Source organism: Mycobacterium sp. 852002-30065_SCH5024008 (assembly GCF_001665645.1).
In the GTDB taxonomy this organism is placed as follows: domain Bacteria; phylum Actinomycetota; class Actinomycetes; order Mycobacteriales; family Mycobacteriaceae; genus Mycobacterium; species Mycobacterium paraffinicum.
This window is the reverse complement of sequence record NZ_LZSZ01000102.1, coordinates 37,001-48,799: the sequence shown is the minus strand read 5'-3', so window position 1 is coordinate 48,799 and position 11,799 is coordinate 37,001. Positions and strand designations below refer to the sequence as shown.

At 67.8% G+C, this 11,799-nt stretch carries 10 protein-coding genes; 5 read left to right on the top strand and 5 right to left on the bottom strand.

Annotated elements, in window-relative coordinates; all coding sequences use genetic code 11:
• Window positions 1-38 precede the first annotated feature (38 nt).
• Both A5781_RS14220 and A5781_RS14215 read right to left on the bottom strand, forming a co-directional pair.
• Window positions 39-1,580, bottom strand: coding sequence for an amidohydrolase (locus tag A5781_RS14220; protein WP_067207208.1), 1,542 nt, complete (start codon window positions 1,578-1,580; stop codon window positions 39-41).
• Window positions 1,581-1,676: 96 nt separating this feature from the next.
• Entirely contained in the window at window positions 1,677-2,213 is a 537-nt protein-coding gene (locus A5781_RS14215; protein ID WP_067206956.1) for an FxsA family protein, read from the bottom strand.
• A gap of 73 nt (window positions 2,214-2,286) precedes the next feature.
• On the opposite strand from A5781_RS14215, the gene A5781_RS14210 reads away from it, so the two are divergent.
• Window positions 2,287-2,994, top strand: coding sequence for a dienelactone hydrolase family protein (locus A5781_RS14210; RefSeq protein WP_067206954.1), 708 nt, complete (start codon window positions 2,287-2,289; stop codon window positions 2,992-2,994).
• A gap of 5 nt (window positions 2,995-2,999) precedes the next feature.
• Here the strand turns inward: A5781_RS14210 and A5781_RS14205 are convergent, their stop codons facing one another.
• Window positions 3,000-3,854 (bottom strand): type 1 glutamine amidotransferase domain-containing protein, encoded by an 855-nt coding sequence (locus A5781_RS14205; RefSeq protein ID WP_067206950.1) that lies wholly within the window; start codon window positions 3,852-3,854, stop codon window positions 3,000-3,002.
• A 7-nt stretch (window positions 3,855-3,861) separates the two neighbouring features.
• On the bottom strand, window positions 3,862-4,248 hold the full coding sequence (locus A5781_RS14200; RefSeq protein ID WP_067206947.1) for a PPOX class F420-dependent oxidoreductase: 387 nt from the start codon (window positions 4,246-4,248) through the stop codon (window positions 3,862-3,864).
• A gap of 122 nt (window positions 4,249-4,370) precedes the next feature.
• Between A5781_RS14200 and A5781_RS14195 the strand changes: the two genes are divergently transcribed.
• Genes A5781_RS14195 through A5781_RS14180 form a run of 4 tightly spaced genes read left to right on the top strand, consistent with a single transcriptional unit; the run spans window position 4,371 to window position 8,212 of the window.
• Window positions 4,371-5,594, top strand: a complete 1,224-nt coding sequence (locus A5781_RS14195; protein ID WP_197503835.1) for a DUF1214 domain-containing protein — start codon at window positions 4,371-4,373, stop codon at window positions 5,592-5,594.
• Window positions 5,591-6,736, top strand: coding sequence for a sulfotransferase (locus A5781_RS14190; protein WP_067206943.1), 1,146 nt, complete (start codon window positions 5,591-5,593; stop codon window positions 6,734-6,736). Before A5781_RS14195 ends, A5781_RS14190 begins: the two co-directional genes overlap by 4 nt.
• A complete protein-coding gene (locus tag A5781_RS14185; RefSeq protein ID WP_067206940.1) occupies window positions 6,723-7,394 on the top strand; it encodes a TetR/AcrR family transcriptional regulator in 672 nt (223 codons plus the stop codon). Before A5781_RS14190 ends, A5781_RS14185 begins: the two co-directional genes overlap by 14 nt.
• A gap of 14 nt (window positions 7,395-7,408) precedes the next feature.
• Window positions 7,409-8,212, top strand: a complete 804-nt coding sequence (locus A5781_RS14180; RefSeq protein ID WP_067206937.1) for an SDR family NAD(P)-dependent oxidoreductase — start codon at window positions 7,409-7,411, stop codon at window positions 8,210-8,212.
• An 11-nt stretch (window positions 8,213-8,223) separates the two neighbouring features.
• On the opposite strand, the gene cobN is transcribed toward A5781_RS14180, so the two are convergent.
• The gene (gene cobN / locus A5781_RS14175) at window positions 8,224-11,796 is read right to left on the bottom strand and encodes a cobaltochelatase subunit CobN (RefSeq protein WP_067206931.1); all 3,573 of its coding nucleotides are present in this window, start codon (window positions 11,794-11,796) and stop codon (window positions 8,224-8,226) included.
• Window positions 11,797-11,799 lie beyond the last annotated feature (3 nt).

The following is an 11,799-nucleotide window of genomic DNA, read 5'->3' as shown; positions in this document are numbered from 1 at the left end:
CGGCTCCCTCAGGGCGGTCCTTTCGGCCGGACCAATCCTCAGCCATGGATGACAGCGCCCCGATGCACCGTTCGCCGGCATCGCGGTACGGCGTCGTTCGGGCCCAAGCGCGGCAAGGCCGGCACCCGGGCGCGCGGGTCGGTCGACCAGCGCTGCACGGCGTCGCGAGGTGCGTGGACGTCGAGGGGCCCGGCGTCCCACACGGCATAGGAGGCCGGCGCACCGGGCACCAGGGTCCCCGTCTTGCCGTCGTGGACGCCGGCGGCCCGCCAGCCACCACGGGTTGCGGCGGCGAACGCGGCGCGCGCGGAGACCGCGCTGCCAGGGGTCCGATGGTGGACCGCCGCGCGCACGCTCGCCCAGGGGTCGAGGCCTGTTACCGGTGCGTCGGAACCAAGCGCGAGGGGCACGCCTTGGGATGCTAACAGCGCTAACGGATTGAGCCGACTGCCTCGTTCGGCGCCGAGGCGGCGCGTGTACATGCCCTCGGGGCCACCCCACAACGCATCGAAGTTGGGCTGCACGCTGGCGATGACGCCCCAGTGCCCCAGCTGGGCGGCCTGCTCGGCGGTGACCATTTCGACGTGCTCCAGGCGGTGCCCGCACCGGGCGACGGCGACCGCCCCGAGTTGCGCGACGACCCGCTCGAAGGCAGTGACAACCGCGGAGACGGCGGCGTCGCCGATGACATGGAAGCCCGCGGTCACCTCCGCCTCGGTGCACGCCCGCACGTGCGCCTCAATGGCGTCGGGGTCCAGATAGCAGGTGCCGAGCCGGTCCTCGGCGTCGGCGTACGGCTCGTGCAGCCAGGCGGTGCGCGACCCGAGCGCGCCGTCGACGAAGAGATCGCCGGCCAGCCCGCGGGCTCCGGTCTCCTCGATGAGCGCACGCGCCCGTGCGGGCGTGGTCACCGCCTCACCCCAGTAGCCGGTGACCTCGACGCCTCGATCACTCTCACCGAGGGAGCGCAGCTGCAGCCAGTCGTCCAGCCCGCCGATCTCGGGCCCCGCGCATTCGTGCACCGCGACGATGCCGGCCGCCGCGGCGGCTCGCAGGGCGGCCGCGCGGGCCTCGGCCAGCTGCTCGGGCGTCAACAGGTCGCGGGCGACGGCGCGGACCAGGTGGTGGGCGTCGCCGGTGAGCGGCCGGTCGGGTGCGAAGCCGACCGCCGCCGGTAGGTCCGCGACCAGCCGGCGCAACCCCGTCGAGGCGAGCGCCGAGTGCACGTCGACCCGGGACAGGTAGGCGGCGCGGTCACCGAGCACGGCATCGAGGTCGGCGGTGCTCGGCGGGCTGTTCTCGGGCCACGACGACTCGTCCCAGCCATGCCCCCACACCGGACGGCCGGGGTGGGCTGCCGCATAGTCGGCGAGCATCTGGATGCACTGCGTGCGCGAGCTCGCCGCGCGTAGATCGAGCCCGCTGAGCGTCAGGCCCGTCGCGGTCAGGTGGATGTGGCTGTCCACGAAGCCGGGCGCCACGAAACCGCCGTTCAAGTCCTCGACGTCCGCGCCCGGAAACGAGCTGCGGCCGACGTCATCGCTGCCCAGCCAGGCGACCACGCCGTCCCGCACCGCCATGGCGGTGGCGTCGAGATGGGTCGGGCTGTGCACCCGGCCGTTGACCAGCAGCGTGTCGCTCACAGGGCAAAACTACGTGTGGTGGCGGGCCGGTGGTTAGTCCCAGGCGGGCCGCCCCGGGTATCCGCCCCGCACCGGCTCGTTCGGTAGGGCGGGCGGCCTGATGTCGTGGACGTCCACGACCTCGCCGTCGATGTAGTCGTCCGCCGCAGCGCCGCCGCGCTGACGCACGCCCGCGGCGAACAGCGTCGTGTCGGCGAACAGCGGCACCCGCCGCCGTAGCCCACGCATCGCGACCGCGGCCAGACCGGGGCCGACCGCCGCGCGGACGGGCCGCATCAGCAGCAAGAGCCCCAGGGTCGTGGTGACCAGTCCGGGCACCAGGACCAGCAGGGTGGCCAGCGTGACCAACGTCCCGTCTCGCACGGCGGTGCGCGGTTCGGCCAGGCCGGAGCGCAGGTGCCCGATCTGACGAAGCAGGTGCGAGCCCATCACCGGCACCAGAAGGCCCCATCCGAGCAGGAAGGTGCCCGCCAGAGCCAGCAGCGTCCAACCCCAACCGATCGTCGAAACCAGGGCGATGGTCGCCGCCAGCTCGACGGCGGCGTAGACGAGAAACAGCCGTGACAGCATGTCCAGCCAACGTCTGCCAACGGCGTCGAAGTTCCCATGGTGGTGTCCGGGGCGATTGCAGTTAGATGACGCTATGACCACGATTGAGATCGACACGCCCGACGGACCGATCGACGCGCTGCTGGACCTTCCCAGCGGTAAAGGCCCGTGGCCCGGCGTCGTCGTGATTCACGACGCGTTCGGATACGGGAGGGATAAGGAGTCGACGAACAAGCGCATCGCGCAGGCCGGCTATGTGGCGATCACCCCGAACATGTACGCGCGCGGCGGCCGCATCCGCTGCATCACCCGGGTGATGAAAGAGCTGCAGACGCAGCGCGGCCGCGCCCTGGACGACATCCTGGCGGCCCGCGATCACGTGAAAGCCATGCCCGAATGTTCGGGTCAGGTCGGCATCGCGGGTTTCTGCATGGGCGGCCAGTTCGCTTTGGTGATGTCGCCCAAGGGGTTCGGCGCCTCGGCGCCGTTCTATGGCGCTCCCCTGCCCCGCAACCTCGACAAGACGCTCGATGGGGCGTGTCCCATCGTGGCCAGCTTCGGCGCCCGTGACCCGCTGGGGAGGGGCGCGCCCGAGAAGCTGCGCGAGACCATCGCCAACAAGAACATCACCGCCGACGTGAAGGTCTATCCCGGTGTCGGGCACAGCTTCGCCAACGAACTGCCCGCCCAGCCGCTGCTGCGGATCACCGGTTTCGGCTACGACGAGGCCGCCACCGAGGACGCCTGGCGCCGGGTGTTCGCGTTCTTCGGCGAACATTTGGCGTCGGGCGCGACGACGTAGTTGCGTCACACCAGCTTTCGCGACAGGACCGTCGCGAACGTGTGCGTATCTCCCGGCCAGCGCGCCGACAGGTAGCTGCCGTCGTCGACGACAAACGCGGGCCGCGAGTCGCTCGCGGTGTCGCGTGACATCCCGGAGGATTTGCGCCGCCAGCCCGGCGAACCGCGCACGACGTCGCAGAAATCCGTCGGATTTTCAAGTGCGCGAGTCACTTCCGACTGCACCGACATGTAACCGCGGGGCTGGCCGGGCTGTTCGGTGTAGGTGCGGTAGTAGTTTCGATCCCAGAATCGGGTGAACCGCGTCAATCGCCACGCCAGGCCCTCCATCGCCCACGTCAACGCGGTGGTCTTGTGTCCGTAGAGCACCGAATGACCCGTCGCGGGGTCGACGCTGCGCGCGGCGAGCAGCACGCCGTGACAGATGGCGGCGACGATGACCCCCCGCTTGAAGGCGTCGACGACGAGCCGGTGCAGGACGCCGCTGTCGACGTAGCTGCGCATGCCGCGGGCGCGATGCCCGCCGGGCAGCAGCACGGCGTCGACTCCGGCGAGACCGGCTTGCGCCCACGCGATTGGGTGCTGAAACTCGTTTGACGCCAACATGTCCCGGTACGCGCGGCGCCCGTCCTTATTCGCGCGCAGCATCAGCCCGATCACCGGGACGGCGCCCAGCACCGGCAGGGCGGACCACACGTCCAAACCGCGGCCGCTCACCATGATGTCGTCCGCCGCACCGGGCGATCCGCTTTCGGTGGCGAACACCACCCGATGGCCGTTGCGGGTCAGGACGCGCCAACTGACGGCGACCTCGGTCGGGTCGAAGTCGCGGTCCGGGATCGGAACGAGAACGGTGCCCATGAGGCCCCTAGGCCTGCGCCACCCTGAGCTCGAGACCGACATTGTTCTCCATGCCGCCGCGCAGCTTGCTGAAGAGATTGAACACCTTGCCGACGATGCCGTAACGCTTTCCGATCGCGTCGTACACCACGGCGGTCTGCGCCTTGTCCAGGATCGCGGCGGTGCCTTCGACGGCCTCGCTTGTCGGGCGGCCCTGCATGGTGCAGGTGGCCAGCGTGACCCTCGGAGTGTTGCGAATCCGCTTGACCTTCCAGGACTTTTCCTGAGTGATGACCAGGAGCCGGTCTTGGTCGGCGGCAGCCCAAATCGGCGTCGGCTTGGCCTTGCCGTCTTTGGTGAAGGTGGTCAACAGGATGTACTGCGCCTTGGCGAGATCGGCGAATGTGGGCGTCACGGTAACAACCTACGCTGCACACCCGTCATTGACATCGTGAGCGCTCACTGCGATAGTCATGCCACCCGTAAACGAAAATATTGTTTTCAGTTAAGACTGGCGGCACGACGGAAGCGGAGAACGTGAGCGAGCCGAGAACACCGCTGGCGTGGCTGCCGTTCTCGATCGCAGAGGCGGCATTGTCGGAAGAACTCGGCAACGTGGACCTTTCTCAAGCGTGGTCCCATCTGCTGGCCCGGCTAGGTGAAGCCGCACAGACCGTCGAATCCGACCCGGCGAGCCGAAACCGAATCGACCTCGCCGCCGGCATCCGGCATCTGTTGGTGTTGCTTGCCGCCGGAATCGACGAGGTGCTGCGGTTCGATCCGCACCCGGTTCTGAGCGTGCGCCGTACCAGCACTGACGACCTGGTGACCTGGGGCATGGAGTGCCCCGACTGCCTCTACACCCGTGCCGTATTGCGCGGCGGCGAGAGTTATCGCCTGTTTGGGAATCGAGGCACCGCGCGGTACGTCGGGCTGCAGACAATGAACGGCGTCGCCGCGACGGCGAACGAACTGGTGGATGAGCTCGACGTGGATGCGGACGGCAACTTCGAGGTCGTGCTATCAGCCGATGACCGACCGGGAAATTGGATGCGCATCGAGGGAGACCATCCCACGTTGACGGTGCGGCACTTCTTCTACGACTGGGACACCGAGGTGGCCTCGTCGCTGAGCATCGAGCGAAGCGGCGAAGCGGTGCAAACCGACGACCCATCAGTTGATCCGGACATGGCGGTGTCGCGGCAGATCACCGCGCTCGGTGACTTCGTCGGCGACAATCTGGCGTTCTTCCTGCAATTCGGCGCCGCCGCACCGCCCAACGGATTCCTGCCGCCGATCGACCGCACCGATATGGGTGCGGCAGCGGAGAACAGGCCGGTGATCGGCCGGTGGGAGCTGGGCCCGAATGAGGCGCTCATCGTGGAAGTGGAGCCGCCCCAAGGTCTTTACTGGAGCTTCTCCATCGGCAATCCGTGGTGGGAGACGATCCATTACGGGCGCCACCAGTCCAGCCTCAATGCCCATCAGGCCGTCGTGGACGCCGATGGCATGGTGCGCTTGGTGCTGTGCTCTGACGATCCGGGCGTCGCCAATTGGCTCGACACCGCCGGCCACAGCAACGGCCCGATCATCCTGCGCTGTGTGCGCACCGAGACGGCGCCGACGCCGACCACCCGCGTCGTGCCGTTTGCCGAGATTGATGCGGAGATACCTCCGGACACCGCAAGAGTCACTCCCGAAGAGCGTCGGTCCGTCCTCGCGGCGCGTCGCCGCGCCGTGCACAAGAGGTTTGCACAATGATGTTCGACGCCGACAAGTTGGAAGACGGCGCCCGCGCCGCAACGGGTCTCGAGGATTTCGGTTCGCCCTACTATCGCGAGGGGCTCGAGCGCATCGTCGATGCGCTGAACACCGAGGCCGACCTCAACGACATGGGCAGGATCATCCAGCACGCCACCATCAGTAACGCCTTGATTCAGCGCCTCAAAATCGAGGACACCTGCGGCCGCCACCCCGAGATCGACGACGAGGTAGTCGACGGACCCGTATTCGTGATCGGGTTACCCCGCACCGGGACCACCGCTTTGAGTCAGCTGGTGGCCGCCGACCCGCAATTCCGGTCGCTACGGATGTGGGAATCGCAAGCCCCCACCCCGCCGCCGGAGGCCGCGACCCAACACACCGATCCGCGGATCGCACAGGCCGAGGCCGGCCTGAAGATGCTCGACGACATGTTCCCGCTCATGAAGACGCTGTATAACTCCGAGCCAACGGCACCGACCGAATGCCAGGACCTGATGGGAATGAGCTTCCGCACCTTCCACTTTGACGGCGCCGTTCGCGCGCCCGGTTACCTCGCGTGGCTGATGGACTGCGACATGCGCGGGACCTACACGTTTCACCGGCGAGTGCTCAAGCTGTTGCAATGGCATTGCCCGCCGGGTCTATGGCACCTCAAGACGCCCGTGCACATGTTCGCACTCGACGCGCTCGTCGATGCTTACCCGAACGCGAAATTCCTTTGGAGCCATCGTGACCCGGCAAAGGTGATGGGATCGGTGTGCAGCCTCATTCAGTACGTGCGCAGCTGGAGCAGCGACCGCAACGACGCCAACGAACTCGGCGCCGAACAAGTCGACAGCTGGGTTGAAGCCGTACGGCGGGCAATGGATTTCCGCAGCCGCGTCGGCGACGACCGATTCGCAGACGTCTCGTTCGCCGACTTGCAGACCGATCCAGTGCCTACCCTGCGAACCAGCTACGAGGCCTTGGGTTTGAGCTTCACCGACGCCACGATGGCTTCCGTAGAGCAGTGGGCCAAGGGTCACAGACCCGGCTCCCGTGGCGCGCATGACTATGAGCTGGCCGACTACGGCTTGACGCCCGAAGGCGTTCGCGAACGGTTCGCCGACTACCTCGCCACCTACGATGCGACCGGATGACTACGTGGCCGCTCCTCGCACGCGGCGACGCGACAAGCTGGGTCCCGACCCGGCAGTACGCCGCGAGATCCTGCAGGCCGCATCGATCGCTTTGCGCGAGCATGGAGTTCGCGGGCTCGGTATCACCGCCGTGCTGGAACGGGCAGGATTGAGCACACGCGCGTTCTATCGGCATTTCGCCTCCAAAGACGAATTGGTTGCCGCCGTCTTTCTGGAGAACGCGCGTGTCGAGAAACGGCGCCTGCGGCGCCGAATGAGCCGTGCCACGACGGACATCGAGGCGGTGGCGGCATGGATTGACGGGCGACTCGACCTGGCGTTCGACGAAACCATCGGCGCTGACTTGCGCCGCCTGTCGATGGAGGCTCAATCCCAGATGTTCGCCTCCCCCATTCTCGTTCAGCCCGCATACGCCGAGATCCTCGAACCACTCAGTGACGCACTTCGGCGCGGCATGGACAACGGAATGTTTCACCACATCGATCCGGTGGCCGACGCCCAATTCATTCACGGCGTGGTCTGGGCGGCCATTGACCAACAGTGGGCGGCCGGAGATTGTGACCGCGACGATCTCCGCCGGCGCAGTGTGCTTTTCTGCCTGGGCGGGCTGGGCGTGACGCCGGAAGCAATCGAGCGGATTTGCTCCAACAACCAGTAGCGAAGGAGTCGATGATGGATCTCGGTTTCGCGGGGTCGACCGCCGTGGTCACCGGCGGGAGCAAAGGGATGGGACTGGCCATCGCAGAAACCCTTGCGGCCGAGGGAGCCAGCGTGGCCGTCATGGCCAGGGGCCGCGGCGCGCTCGACACGGCGGTCACGGCACTGCGTGCGGCCGGCGCTCCAGACGCCGTGGGAATCAGCGTCGACATGGCCGATCCCCAGTCCATCAGTGATGCCTTCGCGACGATCTCGGAGCGTTGGGGTCGACTCAATTGTCTGGTCCACACCATTGGGCCCGGCGATGGCTATTTCGAGCAGATGGACGACGCGCAGTGGGAAGCGGCGTTCACACTCGGCACCATGTCGGGCGTCAGATCCATCCGTGCATCGTTGCCGCTGCTGCGGACCGCGGATTGGGCCCGCATCGTGACGCTGGCCGCACACTCGATTCAGCGCCAGAACCCGCGCATCGTCGCCTATACCGCGTCGAAGGCGGCACTGGCCAGCGTCACCAAGAACTTGTCGAAAAGCCTTGCCAAGGAAGGCATTTTAGTCAACTGCATATGTCCTGGGACGATCGTGACGGCCAGCTTCACCGAGGCACTCAAAGACATCCTTGCCGCCGACGGCCTCGACGCCACTGATCCGGTCGACGTCATGACCTGGATCGACAACAACTTTCACCAGCCCTGCGATCTCGGCCGCGCCGGACTTCCCGAAGAGGTCGCCTCCATTACCGCCTACCTCGTATCGCGGCGAAACGGTTATGTCACCGGGGCTACCGTCAACGTCGACGGCGGTTCGGACTTCATCTGAGCCGAAGGCGGTCAGCCCTCCAGGTCGCCCTCGGTTTCCAGCAGCGCCTGCCGCAGGCCGTCGAGGGTCTCCGGTTGCGGCTGTTCCCACATGCCGCGGCCGGCGGCCTCCAGCAGGCGTTCGGCCATGCCGTGCAGCGCCCACGGGTTGGACTCGGCCATGAACTTTCGGTTCTCGGGATCCAGCACGTAGCTCTCGGTGAGCTGCTCGTACATCCAGTCGGCCATCACCCCGGCGGTGGCGTCGTAGCCGAACAGGTAGTCAACGGTCGCCGCCATTTCGAACGCACCCTTGTAACCATGCCGGCGCATCGCCGACATCCAGCGCGGATTGACGACGCGGGCCCGGAACACCCGGGTGGTCTCCTCGGACAGCGTGCGGGTGCGGATCGCGTCGGGTCGGGTGTTGTCACCGATATAAGCGGCGGGCGCCTGCCCGGTCAGCGCCCGGACCGTGGCCACCATGCCGCCGTGGTACTGGAAGTAGTCGTCGGAGTCGGCGATGTCGTGTTCGCGGGTATCGGTGTTCTTGGCGGCCACGGCGATGCGACGGTATTGGCGGTTCATGTCGTCGACCGCCTCGCGGCCGTCCAGGTCGCGGCCGTAGGCGAACCCTCCCCACGCCGTGTACACCTGCGCCAGGTCGGCGTCGTCGCGCCAGTTGCGACTGTCGATCAGCTGGAGCAGACCGGCGCCGTAGGTGCCCGGCTTGGAGCCGAAAATTCTTGTCGTGGAGCGGCGTTGATCGCCGTGCTGGGCCAGGTCGGCCTGCGCGTGCGCGCGGACGTAGTTGTCGTCGGCGGGCTCGTCGAGACCGGCGACCAGCCGCACCGCGTCGTCGAGCATCGTCACCACGTGTGGGAAGGCGTCCCGGAAGAACCCGGAGATCCGCACGGTCACATCGATGCGCGGGCGGCCCAGCTCCGCCAGTGGGATCGACGTCAGGTCGACGACTCGACGCGACGCATCGTCCCAGACCGGTCGGACACCCAGCAGCGCAAGCACTTCGGCGATGTCGTCGCCGGCGGTGCGCATCGCCGAGGTGCCCCACACCGACAGTCCCACCGATTGCGGCCACCGTCCGTGGTCGTTGCGGTAGCGACTCACCAGCGAATCCGCCAGGGCCACACCGGCTTCCCAGGCCAGCCGGGACGGCACCGCCTTGGGATCGACGGAGTAGAAGTTGCGGCCGGTGGGCAGCACGTTGACCAGGCCGCGCAGCGGCGAGCCGGACGGGCCGGCCGGGATGAACCGGCCGTCCAACGCATTGAGCACCTGCTCGATTTCGGCGGCCGTTCCGGCGAGCCGGGGCACCACCTCGGTGGCCGCGAACCGCAGCACGGCTGCCACCTCGGTGTCCGCGGTGATGCGTTCGGCGGCTTCGGGATCCCAACCGCTGGCCTGCAGCGCGGCGATGAGTTCGCGCGCCGCGGCTTCGGCCTGGTCGACCGACGTGCGTTCGTCGGTGCCGTCCTCCGCGAGGCCCAGCGCCTGCCGCAACCCGGGGAGGGTCTGCTCACCACCGAACAGTTGGCGGGCCCGCAGGATCGCCAGCACGAGGTCGAGTTCGACTTCCCCGGACGGCTTTTGGCCCAGGATGTGCAGGCCGTCGCGGATCTGGACGTCCTTGATCTCGCAGAGCCACCCGTCGACATGCAGCAGCATGTCGTCGAACGAGTCCTCCGGGGGCCGCTCGGTCAGCCCGAGATCGTGGTCCATCTTGGCGGCCCGGATCAGCGTCCAGATCTGCTGGCGGATGGCGGGCAACTTGCCGGGATCCAGCGCGGCGACGTTGGCGTGCTCGTCGAGCAGCTGTTCCAAACGGGCGATGTCGCCGTAGGTTTCGGCGCGCGCCATCGGCGGGATGAGGTGGTCGACGAGCACCGCGTGCGCCCGCCGCTTGGCCTGGGTGCCCTCTCCCGGGTCGTTGACCAGGAAGGGGTAGATCAGTGGCAGGTTGCCCAACGCGGCATCGGATCCGCAGGCCGCCGACATGCCCAGCGTCTTGCCCGGCAGCCATTCCAGGTTGCCGTGCTTGCCCAGGTGCACCACGGCGTCCGAGCCGAATCCGGTGTCGAGCCAGTGATAGGCGGCCAGATAGTGGTGGCTGGGCGGCAGGTCCGGGTCGTGATAGATCGCCACCGGATTCTCCCCGAAGCCGCGGGGCGGCTGGACCATCAGCACCAGGTTGCCCGCTTGCATTGCGGCGATGACGATTTCGCCATCGGGGTCGCCGGTACGGTCCACGAACAAGTCGCCGGGCGGCGAGCCCCAATGCTGTGTCACCGCGTCCGTCAGCGCGGCGGGCAGGGTGGCGAACCAATCGCGATAATCCTTGGCGGACACCCGTATCGGGTTGCCGGCCAACTGCCCTTCGGTGAGCCAGTCGGGGTCCTGGCCGCCACGCTCGATCAAGGCGTGGATCAGGGCGTCCCCGTCGTTGGCATCGACCCCGGGCAACTCGCCCACCTGGTACCCGCGCTCGCGCATGGCCCGCAGCAGCGCGACCGCGCTGGCGGGCGTGTCCAAGCCGACCGCGTTGCCGATCCGCGCGTGCTTGGTGGGATAGGCCGAGAACACCAGGGCGACCCGCTTGTCGGCCGGGGCGACGTGACGCAGCCGTGCATGCCGGACCGCCAGGCCTGCGACCCGCGCGCAACGCTCCGGGTCGGCGACATAGGAGATCAGCCCGTCGTCGTCGATCTCCTTGAAGGAGAACGGGACGGTGATGATGCGGCCGTCGAACTCGGGCACCGCCACCTGGGTGGCGACGTCGAGCGGGCTGAGCCCGTCGTCGTTTTCGCTCCACTGAGCCCGGGAGCTGGTCAGGCAGAGTCCCTGCAGGATCGGAATGCCCAGGGCCGCAAGGTGTTCGACGTTCCAGCTGTCGTCATCGCCGCCCGCGGACACCGTGGCCGGCTTCAGTCCCCCGGCGGCCAGGACGGTGACCACCATGGCGTCGGCGTCGCCCAGCCGTTGCAGCAGTTCGGGTTCGGCGGTACGCAGCGATGCACAGTAGACCGGCATCGGCCGCCCGCCGGCGTCCTCGATGGCCCGGCACAGCGCCTCGACGTAGCCGGTGTTGCCGGCCAGCTGCTGCGCGCGGTAGTACAGCACGGCAATCGTCGGACCTTGGGCGTCGCAGGCAGGCCGCTCCAGCTCGCCCCAGGTCGGCGTCACCACCGGCGGGCTGAAGCCGAAACCCGTCATCAATACGGTGTCGGACAGGAAGGCGTGCAGCTGGCGCAGGTTCTCCACGCCGCCGTGCGCCAGGTAGATGTGCGCCTGCACCGCGATGCCGGCGGCCAGCGTGGACAGGCCGGTCAATTCGGCGTCGGCGGCCTGCTCGCCGCTGACCAACACCGTCGGCACCCCGCTGGCGATGACCGCGTCGATGCCGCTCTGCCAGGCGCGGTAGCCGCCGAGGATGCGGACCACCACGATCGACGCATTCTCCAGCAGCTTCGGGAGCTCGCTCTCGTCCAGGCGCGAGGGGTTGGCCCACCGATAATTCTTGCCGCTGGATCGGGCGCTGATCAGGTCCGTGTCGGATGTCGACAGCAGCAGGATGGTCGGCTCAGCCACCCC